This is a genomic window from Brevibacillus sp. FW306-2-1A-C05A, from assembly GCF_058781555.1.
In genome coordinates this window covers 193,599-210,441 of record NZ_JBYSWV010000002.1, presented here as the reverse complement: position 1 = coordinate 210,441, position 16,843 = coordinate 193,599, and the positions used below count along the sequence as shown (strand labels likewise).

Below are 16,843 nucleotides of genomic sequence, written 5' to 3'. Positions count from 1 at the left end.
GTGGCAGGGCTTCCCTCTATCACGCGCTGTTATTGCATCGCTACTTTCAATACAGCACGAACAGAGTCAGCCGATTTGTCCAGCGCTGCCTTCTCGGAGGCAGTCAGATCCAGCTCGATGACTTTCTCGATGCCGTTGCCACCCAACAAGGTAGGCACGCCGAGGTACAGGTCGTGGTAGCCGTACTCGCCTTCGAGATAAGCGATGGACGGCAGGATGCGCTTCTTGTCTTTCAGAATCGCTTCCGCCATTTCCACCAGGGCGGCCGCAGGCGCGTAGTAGGCGGAGCCGTTGCCGAGCAGGGCGACGATCTCGCCGCCGCCTTTGCGCGTGCGCTCGACGATGGCATCGAGGCGATTTTGCGGGATCAATTTGTCGAGCGGGATGCCGCCTGCGTAGGAGTAGCGCAACAGCGGCACCATTTCGTCACCGTGTCCGCCAAGCACGAAGCCTGTCACGTCTTCCACGGAGACGTTCAGCTCCATGGCGACAAACGTGCGGAAGCGCGCCGTATCGAGCACACCGGATTGACCGATGACGCGGTGTTTCGGGAAGCCGGATGTTTTGAAGAACGTATAGGTCATCGCATCTACCGGGTTGGACAGGATGAGTACGATGGAGTTTGGCGCGTAAATTTTCACTTGCTCCGCTACCGAACGCATGATAGCCGCGTTCGTCGCCACCAGGTCGTCGCGGGACATGCCTGGCTTGCGGGCGATCCCTGCTGTAATGATGACGATATCGGAGCCTTGAATATCCTTGTAGTCGGACGTTCCGGTGATGTTGGCATCAAAGCCGAGCACCGGCGAAGACTCCATCATGTCCAGCGCTTTTCCTTTGGTCGGGTTCTCAAGCTGCGGAATATCGACCAAAACGATGTCAGCCAGTTCTTTTTGCGCCATGATGAACGCCGTTGTCGCTCCGGTAAAGCCGCTGCCGATGACGGCTACTTTTTTTCTGCGGAATGTCATGGTAGTTCCTCCTCGTCGTGTCGTTTCCCACATATGTTACAAGACCAGCTTCACACCGCTTGCTTTTTGCTCCAGCATTTTGGAGAGAATCGTACCGATGTGGGCGCCTGCCTCGATCGGCGACGTCCCTTGACGATGAATATTGGAAATTACCGTGCGCTCGGACTCTACCATTCCTTTGCGCGGACGGTAGCACATGTAGGCGCTCATGGAGTGGGCCGTAACCAGACCCGGACGCTCTCCGATCAACAGCACCAGCACTTCCGGCTCCAAAATCTCGCCGATATGGTCCATGCTCGCGACGCGTCCGCCTTTGACAAAAAACGGAGTCCCGCAACTCAGGCCGTAGCTTTTCAACGAGTCCATCAAGGAGGGAAGCACGTCTTTCAGGTTGGCGTCGACCGCGCTGGCACTCAGGCCGTCGGAGACGACGATTTGTACCTGCGGCTTCTTTTGGCAACGCTCCTGAAGCAAGCGCACGCCTTCCTCGGTGAGAACGCGTCCCATGTCCGGGCGCTTCAAATAGTTTTCGGTGTTGTCGTACTGGGTTTCTACCGTGAACAAGGAAAACTGGTCGAGCACTTCCTGGCTGACTTCCCCGTAGACGGCATCGACTGCCGCTGCGTGGTCGCGGCGGAGTTGCAGCATCGTTTTCGTCAGCGGTCTTACCCCTGTACGCCATACGCCGATTCGGGCAGGTGTACTGGCCAAAAGCTCATCCAGCCCTTCCTTCCATTTCGGATTCGGAATCAGCGCGGTTCTCTCCGGCTCGGCTGGTGCGGCGTGTGTCTCCTGAGCATTGGTAGCCGTTACCGGGGCTGTCCCCTGCTGTGGCGCGGCTTTTCCTTCCACGGCTGCTTCCGCTTTTGGCCCGGACGCTTTTTCGCCCAGCTCGGCCAGCTTTTTTTGCAGCTCGGCCACTACTTTGTCTACCAAAAAATCCAATTGTTGTTCCATCCCTCATACACCCCCGCTTCTTACATGAAGATTGTCGGATCGCCTGCTATTGGCGTCAGCTTGCCGTTTTCCATGATCCCCATTTTTTCCAGCCACTTTTCAAAAGCAGGTGCCGGACGGAGGCCGAGAACCTCGCGGAACGCGGCAATATCGTGGAAGCTGGTCGATTGATAGTTGAGCATGACGTCGTCCGCCATCGCCACCCCGATGACAAAGTTCACCCCTGCCGCCGATAGCAAAATTCCGAGATTGTCCATATCGTTCTGGTCAACCTTCATATGGTTTGTGTAGCAGACGTCGCAGCCCATCGGCAGCCCGTGCATTTTGCCCATGTAGTGGTCTTCCAGCCCGGCGCGGATCACTTGCCGGCTGTCGTACAAATATTCCGGTCCGATGAAGCCGACTACCGTATTGACGATAAACGGGTTGTACTTGCGAGCAAGACCGTAGCAGCGCGCCTCCATCGTCACCTGGTCGATGCCGAAGTGCGCCTCGGAGGACAGCTCGGAGCCTTGGCCCGTCTCGAAGTACCAGAAGTTCGGCCCGTAGGAAGTGCCTTCCTTGCGCATCAGCTCGTCGGCTTCGTCCAGCAGCTTGACGTCAATCCCGAAGGCGTTGTTGCCTTTTTCGCTGCCCGCAAGACTTTGGAAAATCAGGTCGGCAGGCGCCCCCTGACGGATGGCGCGCATCTGCGTGGTCACGTGAGCGAGTACACAGTTTTGCGTCGGAATCGCCCATTTGTCCATTACCTCTTTGGTCATGTTGAGAATATCCTTGACGCTGTCCGCTGTATCAATAACCGGGTTGATTCCGATTACCGCGTCGCCGATTCCGTAGCTGAGTCCTTCGTACAACGCTGCCTTGATGCCTTGTACGCTATCGGACGGGTGATTGGGCTGAACCCGCGATGCCAGTACGCCTTGCTGACCAATCGCGGTATTGCAGTGAGTCACCACGCGAATTTTGGCCGCAGCCGTAATCAGGTCGAGGTTGCTCATCAGCTTAGCGGTAGCCGCGATCATTTCGCTGGACAAGCCGCGGCTGATGCGCTTGATCTCGTTGTCGCCCGCCTCGTGGCTCAAAATGTACTCGCGCAACTCGGCGACGCTCCAGTTTTTGATTTCGTTGTAAATTTTTTCGTTGATGCCTTCTTCAATGACGCGGGATACTTCGTCTTCCTCCGGAGGAAGCATGGGGTTGTTGCGAATGTCGGCCAACGTCAGATCAGCCAATACTTGCTTGGCAGCAACGCGTTCCCGGGAATCGGAAGCGGCGATTCCAGCCAGTTGGTCGCCGGATTTGTCTTCGTTTGCCTTCGCGAAAATTTCTTTCAAATCGCGAAATTGATAGGTCTGTCCAAGCACAGTCGTTTTCGTGTTCATTTCGTCCACCCCTTTGTACGTTACGCCTTCTCATCAAAAGCGAGGGTTTTTACCACGACCGGGATAATCGTTCCCGAAATCGGCTCACCCAGGTCGATATAATCGCCATACTCCACCCGCACCTGATCGATGCAAATAATCTCTGGCTCTCCCTTGCAGCGCAGTGCCAGTCCCTGCCCCAATGCTTTGGCCATGTCTGTCTCGCAGATGACGACCATCGTCCGGCTCTCGGCAAAATAATGCCGATATTGGTCCGACAGCTCCTGAGCGATCGTTTGCAGCAGCGCATACGAGCAATAGCCGATGCCTGAGATCGCGAGCGCGAACGGGATGCCTGTTGTTTTATCAAAAAGCCGTTCACCGAGCTGGTAGATCGCCGCTACCTCCTGATGAATCCGCGCCGGGTCCGACAGTTGTTCCTGGGTAAGCTCCAGCTTGAGAATCGGAATGTTTTTAATCGGCAAAAGCTCCGGCTTGATATGCACCGTCGAGCCGCTGATTTCCGTGCTTTGCATTCCAGCCCCGATCACGGTGGCCCGCACGGTTTGCTCCGGATCGAGCCAGCGCACCGGGTACGTTCCTTTTTCCCGCTCCTGCTGCAGCACATAGCCCAGCAGCGGACCAAAATCGCCGTAGCGGCTGACATCTGCCATGCTTTTCACGGGCGGTCCCGTCATCAACTGTCCGACCCCACCGGAGACGGTCAGCTCTTCTACCGGAAATTCCCCGCGCAAATGCGGCCCTACGACGAGCAAGCCCGATACGTGCCGTTCTTTGCCCGTCAAATAATCCAGCATGCTGCGGGCCATCTGCTGGGCCACTTCTGTTATTTCTGGCAGTCCGACTTTTTGCCCGACCGCGATGCGCAAGCCTTTTGCCTTCAGCCATTCCTGAATGTTTGGCGACACGTAGGTGACGACGTCCTCCCGATCCAGGCGAATCAGCCTGCCGCCGACGTGGAAGGTCACTGTCGCAATCGCTCGGCCGCGCTGAAAATAAGCCGCATTGGCCGTACCGCCGCCGATATCCACGTTGACGATCGTTCCTTGCAGCGTTTGCGAGCGTTTTTCCGCACCCGCGCCTTTGCCTGCCAGCACGCCTTCGAGGTCTGCCCCCGCCGTTGCCACTACAAAATCGCCGGATCGCTCTGCCAGCAAATGCACGATGTGTTGCGCGTTTTTCTTGCTGGCCGTCTCCCCGGTGATGATGACGGCCCCCGACTTGATGGACGACAGACTGATTTGTGCTTTTTCGTACTCCGCTTGCAAAATCGCCCCGATGCCTTCCGCGTCAATCTCATCGAACCCGAGCAGCGGAGTGGAATGCACTTGACTCGCATACAGCAACTGGCGCTCCACGATCTGGTAGCGCGGCAGCGAAAAGGTGCTGGACATGCGCCCCAGGCGCAGACGACTGACGATCATTTTGGTCGTGCTCGTTCCTACATCGATGCCGACGCTTTGGATCCATTGTTCATCCATCGTGAACCTCCTTGAACCATTGGCGTGCCAGACAAGGCCGCAAAAGAAAAACGCCTGAACAGCCGAAAAAATCGCTTCCGGTCTGACTCAAGCGCCTTTGCTTTGCTTGCTATCTACTTGTTTCGTTTCCCGCATTTGTTTATCGGTCAGGAAAATCAGCCTTGGGAAAACAGCGTCTCCTCGCCGGCGAGAATCTCCTCGGCGAGCTTCACAAGCGGCATGCGCCGTTGCATGCTTACTTGCTGCATCCATTTGTAAGCGGCCTCTTCCTCCAGGGAGAGTGCGCTCATCAGTTTGCCTTTGGCCTTTTCCACGCATTTTCGATCCTCGATCTTCTGTTTCAGATCGCTAATATCTTTCTTCAACGACACGACTTTTTCCTTTTGGCTGAGCGCGATCTCCACAGCCGGAATCAGGTCATCCTCGGATACGGGCTTTACCAGATAAGCCGTCACTCCGGCTTTCCGCGCATCGATCACCAGTTCCTTCTGGCTATACGCGGTCAAAAGAAGGATGGAGCAGTCCGAAAAGGAGCGGATAATCCCGCTTGCCTTGATGCCATTAAGGCCAGGCATTTTCACATCCATGATAATGAGGTCGGGTTTGTGACGATGAGCGAGTTCGACCGCCTCTTCCCCGTTTTTCGCCTCGGCCACAACCTGATAGCCTTCGTTTTCCAGCATCTCGCGCAAATCCATGCGAATGATCGGCTCGTCGTCAACCACCATAATCTTCGGCTGTGTCATCTTCATCCTCCTTCTGGATCGGATAGAGAATGGTAACTTCCGTTCCGTTGCCTGTGTTACGGAAATGCATCGTTCCCTCCAGGTCTTCCTTGACGAGCGTGTCGACGATTTTCAAGCCAAGGTGACCTTTTTTGAGAATATGCTCCATGTCCTCAATGCCCACCCCGTCATCCGTGACAGACAGGCTGACGAAATCCTCCTTCGAGACGAGCGCAATGGAGATTCGCCCTTCATGAAGCTCGCGAAATCCGTGGATCATGCAGTTTTGAATCAGCTCCGTGACGATTAGGGCAAAGGATGTCGCCTTGTTGGACGGCAGGTACACGGATTCTCCCGTCACGACGACGTGTATAGCTTGCTCTGAACGTCTCATGGAAGAGACGATTATTTTCGATATTTTGGTTAAAATCTCTTTGAAGTCGATCTGCTCCAGACCGTCCTGCGCCAAATATTCGTGAATAATGGCGATGCTGTTGATCCGGTTGATGCTTTCCCGGTAGACTTTCTCGATCTCGTTCGACTGCGAACGCCGCATTTGCAGGCGCAGCAGGCTTGCGATCGTTTGCAAATTGTTTTTCACGCGATGGTGAATCTCTTTGATGACAGCCGACTTAATCATCAACTGCTTTTCTTTTTCGCGGATGTCCGAAATGTCCCGGAGCAAGATGATGCCTCCGATGATGTCGAGCTTGCGCACGGACGAAACCGCTTTCATCATGATAAAATGCTTTCCTTTTGACAACTCATCCTGAATGTAGCCCCCGTGACGCACGAAGTTTTCCGGGGAAACTCGCCAGGAAAAAATGCGTTCGATGCTCACGCCCTTGTCCGGTCTCTCAAAGCCGATCAAGGAGAGCAGCTTGTGGGCGCGCCCGTTGGCGTAGGTGATGATCCCACTCTGGTCAAACAAAATCATGCCTTCATGCAAAAGTGAAGAAATCGGCATATCAGGCACTGCGAACTGAATCAGCGTCTCGCTCAGATGTTCGGTCGTTTCCTTGAGCATCTCGACATTTTTTTCTTGTTCGACCTGCTTGGAAATATCCTGCTCGGTAATCAGCGTCCCGATCGTTTTGCCCTCGGCGTTTGTAATCGGCACGACGCTTTGACGCATGACGACCTGCTCCTGCGAGACACCTCTCGACCCGATCACCGGCTTTCCTGTAGTCAGGCAGTACATGACTGCAGGCTCGTTGATCGCGGTTGCCAGATGCCCCACGACGGAGCCGCTGTACATGGATCGCGCGGTGCTAGGCTTGGCCTGCGCGACCACCAAAGCAGCACTTCGGTCTACTGTCGGGCAGTCGATGAACATGTCTGCCTGCGACAGATCGGCAAAAATCTGCAATTTGGAAGCGAGGTCCTCCACGATCTGGATGTCGTCCTCACTCAATATCGTAGACGCTTTGCACAGTTCCCGTATGGATTGCATGCGAACCTCTTTTCACCTGCTAGGAGTTGATATTGCCTTCATTTTCTCACAGACTCGCTACGGCGGAAAGAGGCTTATTCGCTTACCATTTCTTGCAAATACGCGCGCAATTCCGGCACTCCCTCACTGGTGTAGGAGGACGTCCGAAAAATTCGCGCGTCGCCCAGCGACTGGCGCAAAAAGCCTTCCGCTCGTTGCACATCGGCAGCGGGGTGATCTACCTTGGTGATGACTCCTACGCACGCTTGGGGAAAGCCGTGCGCGAAGCCCGGGGGAAAGTAGTTGCGCTCGCGTGTGGCATCCTGGACCATCACCACGATGGTCGCCTCCAGCGCGGTTGCCATCAGGGTGCGGTAAAACATCGGATTTTCGCTGTACTCGCCCGGCGTGTCGATCACCCAGTCCCGATATTCCAGCGCTTGCGTCTTCCTGGCCGGCTGTTCATCGTTGAACAGCGCTTTGACCAGAGAAGACTTGCCCGCTTCGATGGCCCCGATAATCATGACACGGCCTGTCATGATTTCGTCACCAATGCCGGTGTGAACCGCAGTTTTTCGCTCAGCACCTGATTGACCGCGTCCACTGCCATCTCTACAGCAGAGACATCCCCCACGACAATCAGTGAACCTGTGAAACGATCGAGAAACCCAAGCTCGACACCTGCTGCCTTCGTTGCGATGTCGGCAGCAATAATGGCCGTTTCCGTCGGCGTCAGGGTCAGAATGCCGATCGCTCCGGCCTCCTTGATCCCCAGCTTGGTATAGAGCATAGGGTCAGGGTTTGCGATCACATGAGCCAACGTGACCTGTTTCCCTGGGACAAATTCCTGTATGACCCGTGAACGTTCCTGTTCCATCGCTATCCCTCTCCTCCTGCGGCACCCGGCACCTCAAACGAATCGACGATGCCCACGATGATCGCATCGATCGGCACGCTGTTGCCAGTAAAAAGGATACGGGCAGGCGTCCCGCGCGAGACGATGACCTGCTCGCCGATCCCTGCCCCGATCCGGTCTGCTGCGATGACGGTTTGCCCGCTCTCTTCGCCGCGCCAGTCAATGGGCTGGACAACCATCAGCTTGAGATTTTCCATGCCGGTTTCCTTTTGGGTTGCCCAAACGCTGCCGATCACTTTTCCCAAAAACATGCGATCACCCTTTTCCTAAATAGCTGACCGTAATGCCGCGCTCTCTCATGCTGTCGTAAGCCAGCGGAGAGACAATCGCTCCTTTTTTCACATGCAAGGTCGTATCCCGCAACTCCGGCTGGGATTTGATCCAGTCAGCCGTCAGCAGCTTGCCGGAGAACACCGCTTCTGCCTCGTCCAAGGCCGTCAAGGTCGGCTGCTCAGGCTTTGCCTCTGCTTTTTGCAGTTGGGACTTCAGCTTGGAAACGACGCGGTCAGCCAAGCGTTTCTGCTCCACGAACTCCACGCCAAGCTCCTTCATCGCCTCGACATGACGCAGGAACAGCCTGTCGTATGCTGGCGTCAGCGTCAACGTTTGCAGGGTGCGGCGGTCGGCGCGCTTGATGCCCGGCACGTCGGAACCTGCGATGACGAACTTGCCTGTCACCAGTGCGGAGAAGACGATTTCTGCCTTGATCGTGCCTTTCAGGCCGGAGGCGATTCGCGCCGCATTGTCCAGATCAATCTCCGGAATGACGATCCCGGCGTAATCTTTCGGCACTTCCAACGGGGCGGGAGCATACTCATCCGCTGTGAGAATTTTGCCTGCTCCCCCGCATTCGATCTTGTGCATCCCCAGCCAGGAGGAAGTTTCCCCGTCCAGGAAAAGGATGTCGTGGCAAATCCCGTGGTTTTTCAGATGGATAAAATGATCCTGGAATGCCTCATGTGCCTGGCTGTCGCAAAAGACATACAGGACACGAGGCGCTTCCGGTTTCTTTTCTGCATTCATGGAAAGCAAAATTTCTTTCGTAATCGATGCCACCATTTCTCTGATGTCCATCAAAGCTCTACCTCCGTTAGCCGGAGTAAAACTGGCCGTTTTTGCCGATCACTTTTACCCGGTCGCCCGTTTTCAAATTGGCGGCATTCCCTTCATCCAGATCGACGTGGAAATCGAGCGCGAATTGTGGATGTACGCGAACGACCACATCCGGATAGATGACAGGGCGGTCACTCTGCGTCGCAAGGATCAGCGTGTCGCCGTCCTTCACCTGGAACTGCTCGGCATCCGCAGGCGACATGTGAACGTGCCGCTTGGCTACAATCACACCTTTGTCCAATACGACTGTGCCTTTTGCTGTTACGAGTACCAGACCCGGTGTTCCTTCAATATCTCCAGACATCCGCACAGGGGCATGCACGCCCAGCGTAAATCCGTCCGTGCGGGAGATTTCCACTTGCGTCGCTCCGCGCGCCGGTCCGAGAATGCGCACGCCGTGAATGCTGCCTTTTGGCCCGACGATGGTCACCGTCTCCTGGCAAGCGAACTGGCCAGGCTGCGACAGATCGCGCATCGGCGTCAATTGGTGTCCTGCGCCAAACAGCTTCTCTACATCGGCTGGCGACAAATGAACGTGGCGATTGGAAACGCCAAGGGGAATTTCCTGTACGGCCCCGGCAGTTTGATTGGTGGAAGGTTGCTGCTGTTGTTCTTCAAAAGATTTCACTTGAATCCCTCTTCCTTTCAAGAAATCTGCCGCTGCTGGTGTGATTTTATCCCCTTTCTCCAGGAGAAAGGGGTTTGGGATGCCTGTCTTATGCATGGCTCGCAAAGATGCTTCTGTAATAACTGCCATAGGGGATTACCCTTCGAGCTTAGGCAGGATCAGTTCAATGTCTCCGTGCGGGCGTGGGATGACGTGTACAGATACGAGCTCGCCTACTTTTTCGGCAGCAGCGGCGCCTGCGTCCGTGGAAGCTTTTACTGCACCTACGTCACCACGTACCATGACTGTTACGAGACCGCCACCTACGTGTACTTTGCCAATCAGTTTTACGTTCGCTGCTTTTACCATTGCATCAGCAGCTTCAACTGCTCCTACCAGACCTTTTGTTTCTACCATTCCCAATGCGGACATTTCTCCAGCCATTTTTTTATTCCTCCTTAATTATATGGACAAATTTTTACTAATTTACGACGTCATTTCTGTTAAAACCGATTTAATAATGTTTTTGATCTCTTCGCGGCTCAAGCCGACGTTCAGCGAAGAGACTGCTTGCAGCACGGCTTCCTCTGCCTTTGTCGCTTGTGCAGCTTGCACTGGCGCAGACTCAGGCATTTCTCTTACGCCGAAAGCGACGCGCTTGATGTTGAAAAGATGCTTGGGACCGATGTTGTCGGATGTGATGTTGTTCCCGAAAGAACCGCATCCGAGCGTAAAGGACGGCTGCACGCCAGTCGTGGCCCCGATGCCCCCGAAGGTGGTTCCGGTATTGACCGGGATGCGGGAAGCCGGCATCGCCTGGCCGTAAGATGCGATGATGTTTTCATCCTGTGCGTGAATCCCTGCGGTGTGGCCCAAGCCGCCGTGCGTGAGCAGCTCGCGGCAACGGGCAAACGCCTCGTTGTCTCCTTGAACGGTGTAGAGAGCGAGAATCGGCGCCAGCTTTTCCACGGACAGCGGATACTCTTTGCCTACGCCAGTCTCTTCCGCCACCAGCACGCGCGTTTCGGCCGGAATCGAGATGCCTGCCATTTGCGCGATGACGTGCGGGGAGCGGCCGACGATTTTGGCGTTGAGCGAGCCGTTCACCATGATGATGGCGGCTACTTTTGCCTTCTCGTTCTCGTCCAGGAAGTACGCTCCTTCGCGCTTCAAAGCGGCAATCATCTGATGCTTGACCGCTTCCTCGACCACTAGTGCCTGCTCCGAGGCGCAGATGGTGCCGTAGTCAAAGGTCTTGCTCTGCACAATGCGCTTGGCAGCGGCAGCGAGGTCAGCGCTGTGGTGGATGTAGACCGGAACGTTTCCGGGTCCGACACCGTAAGCAGGCTTTCCGGAGCTGTACGCAGCCCGCACCATTGGCGTACCACCTGTTGCGAGAATCACGTTGGTCAGCTTGTGCTTCATCAGCTCGTTTGTAGCCGGGAGCGTCGGCTTGCTAACGCAATGGATCAAGCCTTCCGGCGCTCCAGCCTGCACAGCGGCCTGTGCCATCAGCCGCGCTGCTTCCAGCGTGCATTTGGCTGCCGACGGGTGCGGGCTGAAGACAATCGCGTTGCGCGCCTTGAGAGCGATCATCGACTTGAAAATAACGGTCGATGTCGGGTTGGTCGACGGCACGATACCAGCCACGATCCCGACCGGCTGCGCCACTTCCCACACCTTGTTCTCTTCGTCCTTGCGAATGATGCCTACGGTCTTCACATCTTTGATGGAAGCATACACATCCTGGGAAGCGAACAAGTTTTTCATCCGTTTGTCCGGAACGTTTCCGAAGCCAGTCTCTTCAACCGCCAGAGCGGCCAATCGCTCGGCATTCTCTACGCCAGCCTTGGACATGGCAGCGATGATCCGGTCGATCTGCTCCTGGGTGTAGGTAGCAAGCTTCGCCTGCGCTTCCTTCGCCTGGGCGAGGTACGTGCGCACTTCCTGAATGGAATACAAATCAGCGTCCAGTGTCATTAGGCTTTGTCACCTCCGCCTTGCTGCTTTTCTTCAATCAGGCGAATCAGGTCTTCTTTCTTCGCCGTATTGATGTCATTGGTCGAAAGCGGGAAATCCGCAATCGAGCGGGCCAGCTTGCGCAAGTCGTTGATCGATTGCTCTGCCAGCGCCGGCTCTGCCTTTGCCTGTGCAGGCTGTGGCTTGGCTTCTTCCTTCGCTTCCGAACGCATCAGATTTTTAATCATTTTGGGAACATTCTCATCAGGACGCGGGATGACGTGGGAGTGCAGCAACCGTCCGACGCGTCTTGCTGCGTCAGCGCCAGCGTCTACAGCCGCCTGAACCGAAGAAACATCTCCGATTACGTACACGGTCACAATCCCTGCATCCGCGCCTTCATAAGTAACGACCTTGACGTCTGCCGCTTTGGCAGCAGCATCGGCGGCCGCGATGAGCGCGGGCAAGCCCAGCGTCTCAATCATGCCCAGTGAGTATGCATGAGCGCGCATTTACATTTCCTCCCCTTCAAGAGGGAAAATCCCTTTTATCGTTTGACTGGCTGTCGGGCGACGCTTCTTACTGCGTCGGCAAAGGCAGCGGCTGCTGCGGTGCATGCCGATTGGCTTCCTGTAAGCAGCGCTCCCCCGAAGTTGGTTTCCGTGGGCGGGCCAAAAAACTGCACCATCTGTACATCTGCTGCCTTGAGAGCGGCATCTATCCCGTACATGGCCTCAAGCGGCGGAGCGATCAGATAGGCGAGCGGCTCCCCTTCCCTGATGCCGGCAAGCCCAGACAAGTAGCTGCCCGTCCGCGACACGACATGTGCGTAATACGCATGCGTCCCCTCTTCATTCAACGAGTAAAAGCATGCTCCGCTTTCCATGAAGGCAACGGCTGCATCAATACCGCTCTGTACCTCTGATGGCGTCGCTCCCCCGATGATCCCGATGAACTCGCCGGACAACGGACCGGAAGCGTGCCCAGAGCCTGCGTAAAACGACTTGGCGTAAATCACTTCGACTGCTGCCTTTTTCGTCGCTTCATCAATGGCTGTATAGCCCACATCGTCAATGGTGGATGTCAGCATCCCCACACTGCGGATATGGGAAGGCAGGTTCAGCTTCTCCGCAAATTGTGGATCGACGTTGGGAATCATTCGGATCGCAAGCGGCGTCGCTCGAATTGGTTTTTCCATGCGTGTCACACTCCTTTCAGACAACTTCCCTTTTCAAAACGCAAAAAAAGGTGCCTAAACACGAAAGAACAAGACTCGTGTTCAAGGGCACCTTTGCCTTTTGTCTATTCACTTGTTCGGATAAGATTCACGCCAATTCTGCGATCTTATTCCTGCTTCTAATGTATGACAAGGCAAGAAAAAATGCAAGCGTTTTCGGTATTCCACGACTTTTCCATATTCCGGTCATTTGACGGACACACGGCCTGGCTATCTTGGTTGTGTAGCCGGGACGGGCAAGCCCGCAAGCTGGCACAAACAAAAAACAAACCGAAACCCCAAGGAGGAATTTTTCATGAAAAAGAAACTCGCAATGTCCGTAATCGCTCTGGCCGTATCCGCAATGGCAGGCTCTGCATTTGCCGCAGATGAATCCACAGTGCAAAAAGCTGTCGCGACTTTCCCTGCCAAAACCGTTACCGTCCAAAACGACGGCATGCAAGTGCCAATGCAGCCGGTCATTAATCTGGAGCAGATGGCAAAGGAAAAAGGCATCCCCGTGGACGAACTGCTCAAGCAGCTTGAAAAAGAAGGCAAGTTTATGAAAGCGGCGCTGACACTCGCAGTTCCCGCGACAGAGGCGGACTCTGACAAAGCGCCTGTAGCCGTAAAAATGGTGAAGCTGGCGGACGCTACCGCAAACAGCGCGGCGTTGCCGGCGATCAGCCTGGAAGAAAATCTCGCTCTCGCCAGCACTGCGGTCACCTTGCCTGCCCCTGTCCAGCCCGCCGACATCCGCCAAGAAACGCGCGAGATCATCACGCTGAAAGACGCCACATGGCTGCGGGTCGGGGTGCCGTACTACGAGCAAAACACAGTGGCGGGAACGTATTACGTCAGCACCCGCCTCAACAACGATCTGGTGCATACGTACATCACAATCATGGTTTCGATCGGGATCATTACGCTTTGCGGCTGGGCGATTGGTCTACGTCCTGTCGCGTTCGCTTACGCAGCCGCTTCGCCAATTGGCGCTGGCAGCGGAGCAAATCTCTTCCGGCAACTACGAGCCAGCCCTGCCCGACTCCACCCGGGTCAAAGAAGCCGAGATCAGCCAGCTCGTCTCCCCGTTCGCTGACATGGCCAAGCGGCTGGGGCAGTTGGAGCGGATGCGCACAGACTTGCTGGCCGGAGTCTCCCACGAGCTGCGCACCCCGGTGACGTCGATTCGCGGGATGATACAGGCTGTAAAGGACGGGGTCGTCAAAGGCCCCGATGCTGACGAGTTCATGCAGATCAGCATGGATGAAGCAAAGCGGCTGCAGACGATGGTCAACGACCTGCTCGACTTTTCCTCGATGGAGGCAGGCGCTGTCTACGCGGAAAAGCAGGAAATCAAGCTCGCCAGCTTGCTGGAGCAGGTCGTCGCGCAAGTCGGCACCTTGCCTGCCTTTGCCGAAACCGCCATCGAAATCACGCTGCCCCAGCCGGAAATCGTCTGAATCGGAGACAGCGCGCATTTCAAACAAATTTTGCTGAATTTGCTCAACAACAGCGTGGCCGCAGCAGCGACGCGCATCGAAGTGGTCGCCCGGCAAACCGACAAGCTCATCCTCGACATCATCGACAACGGCAAAGGCATTCCCGCTGAAGAAGCCCCGTTCATTTTCGAGCGGTACTACCGGGGGGACAGCAAGCGGAAGAAAAAGCACGGCCTCGGGCTTGGCCTGACGATTTGCCGCCCGCTCGCCAGGGCGCATGGCGGCGATGTAGAGCTGGTGCAGAGCAGTCCGGCGGGCACTACCTTCCGCCTGACGCTCGCCACGCCCCCTCCCGGGAAAGCATGACCGCAGGCAACAAGGCAGCAAGCAAAAACAAACCGCCAGGCGCGTTACTCGCATCTTGGCATGACCGAGAATGCCCACCTCCCAAAAATGCGGCGCGTCTGGCAGACTGCGCCGCTTGCCTGCTTTAGACGCGTTTCAGACGTGCGATCCCTCCGGCACGTGCGAGCGAATCAGATCCATGAAAATCTCCAACGCTCTCGTCTGGAACTCGTTCGATTTCGTCACCAGGGAAAAATCCCGCGTCACGGGCGTGCCCGCTACTTTCAAGGTACAGAGCGTCCCCAACTGGCGCTCTTTGCGGATCGCCCAATAGGACAAGAGACTGATCCCGAGGCCCGCTTCTACCGATTCCTTAATCACCTGTGTGCTGCCGAACTCCATTCGCTTCTGCGGCTGGAATTTGAGCTGGCGAAACATCTTTTCCGCCGCCTCCCGCGTCCCGGAGCCTTCCTCCCGCACAATCCACGTCTCCTGCATCAGCTCGCTGACCGCAACCTTCTCCTTGCCTGCCAGCCGATGCTGCGGGGAGACGATCACGTACATGCGATCGTCGGCAAACGGCTCGATGCACATTTTTTCGTTCACGTACTCCCCCTCCACGATCCCGACATCCAGTTGCCGGGTCGCTACCAGGTCAGCGATGACGGTCGAATTGTGAATCGTGATCGTCGGCGTAATCAAAGGGTAGTCTTTGCGCAGCCTCGCGATCACGTGAGGCAGGACATACTCTCCATACGTGTAGCTGGCGCCAATCGTCAAATGCCCACTCGGCGTGTTCATCAAGTCGTCGACCAGGCTCTGCATGCGCGTGTACAGCCCTAAAATTTCCCGGGCATGATGGTAAACGATCTCCCCCGCCTTGTTCAACCTGACGTACTTGTTACTGCGCTCCAGCAACTTCGTCCCGATCGCCCGCTCCAGCGAGAGAATGTACTGGCTGACGGCTGGCTGTGTCATGTGCAATTCTTCGGCGGCCCGCGAAAAGTTTTGCCTGTCTGCGACCGTGACAAATACGCGCAGTTGCTGATCCATGCAGCATCCCCCTCTTCTTTTTCCAACAACTATACGCTTTTACTTATCATCATCATAGCAATGATTTATTTTTCTTATTGTTATAGTTGTTTTATGCTTTGGTTGTCAAATCTGTTCGAGGAGTGATCGCAATGGCCTCCCCGCTGCATGAAAGCGCGCCATTGAACGACAACGACCAGGCATCTGTCAAAGCTGAAAGCAAGCCTCACAACATACCTGCCCCTGTTTCCTTCTGGCTCGGCGGTGTCGCCTTCACCTTTGTCATCGCGCTACTGGGTTACGGCTTAGCTTACATTCCCGGCTTTGACCGGGTCGGACCGTTGGCCTGTGCCATCCTGATCGCCGTGGCCTATCGCCAGTTTTGGGGATATCCGGAGCCGCTGCGGTCAGGGATTCAATTTTCCGCCAAGCGTTTGCTGCGGCTCGCCATCATTTTGTACGGACTGAAGCTGAATATGGGCGTCGTTTTGCATCAAGGACTTGGACTGCTTGTCTACGACGCAGGAGTCATCGTTTTTTCCATCGCGCTCACCATGCTGATCGCCAAATGGCTGAAAGCCGACACCTCGCTCTCGCTCATGCTCGGCGTAGGAACCGGAGTCTGCGGAGCAGCGGCCATCGCTGCCGTCTCGCCGATCATCCAGGCCAAAGACGAAGATACCGCCATTGGCGTAGGCATCATCGCGCTCGTCGGAACCGTTTTCGCAATCGCCTACACCGTCCTGCGCCCTTTTCTGCCTATGACTGCCGTCGATTACGGCATGTGGTCGGGCATCAGCCTGCATGAAATCGCCCACGTCGCACTCGCGGCCGCGCCTGCCGGGCAGGACGGCCTGGCAATGGGACTGTTGGCCAAGTTGGGACGCGTGCTCCTGCTGGTCCCGCTCTGTTTTCTCTTGATGTTCTGGATGAAGCGCAGCGGGAAAAGGCAAGGCGCAGCCAAAATCGAGTTTCCCTGGTTTTTGATCGGCTTTCTGGTCATGAGCCTGTTCGGAAGCTACGTGCTCGGCAAGCACATTCCTGTCTCCGCCGCCTTCAACGCCGGAGTGGCCCAATTGACCACCTTCGTGCTGACCATGGCGATGGTCGGTCTCGGACTGAACGTCAACCTGCGTGCCCTGCGCTCAAAAGCGGCAAAGCCGCTGATCGCCATGTCCATTACCTCGATCCTGTTATCCGCGCTGTCCTACATGCTGATCTAGCCTGTGGAGAACCCATCATCGCCTGGTGCGCAGCCAGGCGTT

20 protein-coding genes are annotated in these 16,843 nt (G+C 55.9%); 4 read left to right on the top strand and 16 right to left on the bottom strand.

Annotated features, from left to right (window positions below; all coding sequences use genetic code 11):
• Window positions 1-29: 29 nt before the first annotated feature.
• The 15 genes from mdh to eutL all read right to left on the bottom strand — a co-directional run bounded on the left by mdh (window position 30) and on the right by eutL (window position 12,741).
• Window positions 30-971: a malate dehydrogenase gene (gene mdh / locus AC3WJN_RS03890; protein WP_005827536.1), complete on the bottom strand. Its 942-nt coding sequence runs from the start codon at window positions 969-971 to the stop codon at window positions 30-32.
• Between the two features lie 36 nt (window positions 972-1,007).
• Window positions 1,008-1,928 carry an ethanolamine ammonia-lyase subunit EutC gene (eutC, locus tag AC3WJN_RS03885; RefSeq protein WP_007777350.1) on the bottom strand — a complete coding sequence of 307 codons (921 nt, stop codon included), beginning with the start codon at window positions 1,926-1,928 and terminating at the stop codon, window positions 1,008-1,010.
• 20 nt (window positions 1,929-1,948) lie between these two features.
• Window positions 1,949-3,310, bottom strand: a complete 1,362-nt coding sequence (locus tag AC3WJN_RS03880; protein ID WP_005827532.1) for an ethanolamine ammonia-lyase subunit EutB — start codon at window positions 3,308-3,310, stop codon at window positions 1,949-1,951.
• Between the two features lie 20 nt (window positions 3,311-3,330).
• On the bottom strand, window positions 3,331-4,791 hold the full coding sequence (locus AC3WJN_RS03875) for an ethanolamine ammonia-lyase reactivating factor EutA (RefSeq protein WP_005827530.1): 1,461 nt from the start codon (window positions 4,789-4,791) through the stop codon (window positions 3,331-3,333).
• Between the two features lie 155 nt (window positions 4,792-4,946).
• On the bottom strand, window positions 4,947-5,543 hold the full coding sequence (locus tag AC3WJN_RS03870; RefSeq protein ID WP_429777001.1) for an ANTAR domain-containing response regulator: 597 nt from the start codon (window positions 5,541-5,543) through the stop codon (window positions 4,947-4,949).
• Window positions 5,509-6,969 (bottom strand): sensor histidine kinase, encoded by a 1,461-nt coding sequence (locus AC3WJN_RS03865; RefSeq protein ID WP_007777360.1) that lies wholly within the window; start codon window positions 6,967-6,969, stop codon window positions 5,509-5,511. Before AC3WJN_RS03865 ends, AC3WJN_RS03870 begins: the two co-directional genes overlap by 35 nt.
• Window positions 6,970-7,043: 74 nt before the next feature.
• The gene (locus tag AC3WJN_RS03860; protein ID WP_005827524.1) at window positions 7,044-7,487 is read right to left on the bottom strand and encodes a EutP/PduV family microcompartment system protein; all 444 of its coding nucleotides are present in this window, start codon (window positions 7,485-7,487) and stop codon (window positions 7,044-7,046) included.
• Complete coding sequence (gene eutS, locus AC3WJN_RS03855) at window positions 7,484-7,825, bottom strand: ethanolamine utilization microcompartment protein EutS (RefSeq protein WP_005827522.1); 342 nt, start codon at window positions 7,823-7,825, stop codon at window positions 7,484-7,486. The genes AC3WJN_RS03860 and eutS overlap by 4 nt, the downstream gene beginning before the upstream one ends.
• A gap of 2 nt (window positions 7,826-7,827) precedes the next feature.
• Window positions 7,828-8,115: a EutN/CcmL family microcompartment protein gene (locus tag AC3WJN_RS03850; protein ID WP_005827520.1), complete on the bottom strand. Its 288-nt coding sequence runs from the start codon at window positions 8,113-8,115 to the stop codon at window positions 7,828-7,830.
• Between the two features lie 4 nt (window positions 8,116-8,119).
• Window positions 8,120-8,938 carry a hypothetical protein gene (locus AC3WJN_RS03845; RefSeq protein ID WP_007777362.1) on the bottom strand — a complete coding sequence of 273 codons (819 nt, stop codon included), beginning with the start codon at window positions 8,936-8,938 and terminating at the stop codon, window positions 8,120-8,122.
• 16 nt (window positions 8,939-8,954) lie between these two features.
• Window positions 8,955-9,734: a phosphate propanoyltransferase gene (gene pduL / locus AC3WJN_RS03840; RefSeq protein ID WP_005827517.1), complete on the bottom strand. Its 780-nt coding sequence runs from the start codon at window positions 9,732-9,734 to the stop codon at window positions 8,955-8,957.
• Window positions 9,735-9,740: 6 nt separating this feature from the next.
• Entirely contained in the window at window positions 9,741-10,028 is a 288-nt protein-coding gene (gene eutM / locus AC3WJN_RS03835) for an ethanolamine utilization microcompartment protein EutM (protein WP_005827515.1), read from the bottom strand.
• Window positions 10,029-10,070: 42 nt separating this feature from the next.
• The gene (locus AC3WJN_RS03830) at window positions 10,071-11,564 is read right to left on the bottom strand and encodes an acetaldehyde dehydrogenase (acetylating) (RefSeq protein WP_007777369.1); all 1,494 of its coding nucleotides are present in this window, start codon (window positions 11,562-11,564) and stop codon (window positions 10,071-10,073) included.
• Window positions 11,564-12,055 (bottom strand): BMC domain-containing protein, encoded by a 492-nt coding sequence (locus tag AC3WJN_RS03825; RefSeq protein WP_007777371.1) that lies wholly within the window; start codon window positions 12,053-12,055, stop codon window positions 11,564-11,566. The genes AC3WJN_RS03830 and AC3WJN_RS03825 overlap by 1 nt, the downstream gene beginning before the upstream one ends.
• A 35-nt stretch (window positions 12,056-12,090) precedes the next feature.
• Window positions 12,091-12,741, bottom strand: coding sequence for an ethanolamine utilization microcompartment protein EutL (eutL, locus tag AC3WJN_RS03820; RefSeq protein ID WP_005827509.1), 651 nt, complete (start codon window positions 12,739-12,741; stop codon window positions 12,091-12,093).
• A 334-nt stretch (window positions 12,742-13,075) separates the two neighbouring features.
• On the opposite strand from eutL, the gene AC3WJN_RS03815 reads away from it, so the two are divergent.
• From AC3WJN_RS03815 to AC3WJN_RS03805, 3 genes are read left to right on the top strand one after another with little or no spacing between them, the layout of a single operon-like run.
• Window positions 13,076-13,858, top strand: coding sequence for a hypothetical protein (locus AC3WJN_RS03815; protein ID WP_007777376.1), 783 nt, complete (start codon window positions 13,076-13,078; stop codon window positions 13,856-13,858).
• Entirely contained in the window at window positions 13,749-14,222 is a 474-nt protein-coding gene (locus AC3WJN_RS03810; protein ID WP_237716577.1) for a sensor histidine kinase, read from the top strand. The genes AC3WJN_RS03815 and AC3WJN_RS03810 overlap by 110 nt, the downstream gene beginning before the upstream one ends.
• 30 nt (window positions 14,223-14,252) lie before the next feature.
• Complete coding sequence (locus AC3WJN_RS03805) at window positions 14,253-14,567, top strand: sensor histidine kinase (RefSeq protein ID WP_007777383.1); 315 nt, start codon at window positions 14,253-14,255, stop codon at window positions 14,565-14,567.
• A gap of 135 nt (window positions 14,568-14,702) precedes the next feature.
• Here the strand turns inward: AC3WJN_RS03805 and AC3WJN_RS03800 are convergent, their stop codons facing one another.
• Window positions 14,703-15,599 carry a LysR family transcriptional regulator gene (locus AC3WJN_RS03800; RefSeq protein WP_005827505.1) on the bottom strand — a complete coding sequence of 299 codons (897 nt, stop codon included), beginning with the start codon at window positions 15,597-15,599 and terminating at the stop codon, window positions 14,703-14,705.
• A gap of 131 nt (window positions 15,600-15,730) precedes the next feature.
• On the opposite strand from AC3WJN_RS03800, the gene AC3WJN_RS03795 reads away from it, so the two are divergent.
• A complete protein-coding gene (locus AC3WJN_RS03795) occupies window positions 15,731-16,801 on the top strand; it encodes a YeiH family protein (protein ID WP_007777386.1) in 1,071 nt (356 codons plus the stop codon).
• The last annotated feature ends 42 nt before the right edge of the window (window positions 16,802-16,843 follow it).

Coding starts and splice junctions, on each gene's coding strand:
- AC3WJN_RS03795 (WP_007777386.1), top strand. CDS start 15,731: ATGGCCTCCCCGCTGCATGAAAGCGCGCCATTGAACGACAACGACCAG.
- AC3WJN_RS03865 (WP_007777360.1), bottom strand. CDS start 6,969: ATGCAATCCATACGGGAACTGTGCAAAGCGTCTACGATATTGAGTGAG.
- AC3WJN_RS03875 (WP_005827530.1), bottom strand. CDS start 4,791: ATGGATGAACAATGGATCCAAAGCGTCGGCATCGATGTAGGAACGAGC.
- AC3WJN_RS03825 (WP_007777371.1), bottom strand. CDS start 12,055: ATGCGCGCTCATGCATACTCACTGGGCATGATTGAGACGCTGGGCTTG.
- eutC (WP_007777350.1), bottom strand. CDS start 1,928: ATGGAACAACAATTGGATTTTTTGGTAGACAAAGTAGTGGCCGAGCTG.
- AC3WJN_RS03815 (WP_007777376.1), top strand. CDS start 13,076: ATGAAAAAGAAACTCGCAATGTCCGTAATCGCTCTGGCCGTATCCGCA.
- pduL (WP_005827517.1), bottom strand. CDS start 9,734: ATGGCAGTTATTACAGAAGCATCTTTGCGAGCCATGCATAAGACAGGC.
- AC3WJN_RS03830 (WP_007777369.1), bottom strand. CDS start 11,564: ATGACACTGGACGCTGATTTGTATTCCATTCAGGAAGTGCGCACGTAC.
- AC3WJN_RS03850 (WP_005827520.1), bottom strand. CDS start 8,115: ATGTTTTTGGGAAAAGTGATCGGCAGCGTTTGGGCAACCCAAAAGGAA.
- AC3WJN_RS03845 (WP_007777362.1), bottom strand. CDS start 8,938: ATGGACATCAGAGAAATGGTGGCATCGATTACGAAAGAAATTTTGCTT.
- AC3WJN_RS03870 (WP_429777001.1), bottom strand. CDS start 5,543: ATGAAGATGACACAGCCGAAGATTATGGTGGTTGACGACGAGCCGATC.
- eutS (WP_005827522.1), bottom strand. CDS start 7,825: ATGGAACAGGAACGTTCACGGGTCATACAGGAATTTGTCCCAGGGAAA.
- eutL (WP_005827509.1), bottom strand. CDS start 12,741: ATGGAAAAACCAATTCGAGCGACGCCGCTTGCGATCCGAATGATTCCC.
- AC3WJN_RS03880 (WP_005827532.1), bottom strand. CDS start 3,310: ATGAACACGAAAACGACTGTGCTTGGACAGACCTATCAATTTCGCGAT.
- AC3WJN_RS03860 (WP_005827524.1), bottom strand. CDS start 7,487: ATGACAGGCCGTGTCATGATTATCGGGGCCATCGAAGCGGGCAAGTCT.
- eutM (WP_005827515.1), bottom strand. CDS start 10,028: ATGGCTGGAGAAATGTCCGCATTGGGAATGGTAGAAACAAAAGGTCTG.
- AC3WJN_RS03800 (WP_005827505.1), bottom strand. CDS start 15,599: ATGGATCAGCAACTGCGCGTATTTGTCACGGTCGCAGACAGGCAAAAC.
- mdh (WP_005827536.1), bottom strand. CDS start 971: ATGACATTCCGCAGAAAAAAAGTAGCCGTCATCGGCAGCGGCTTTACC.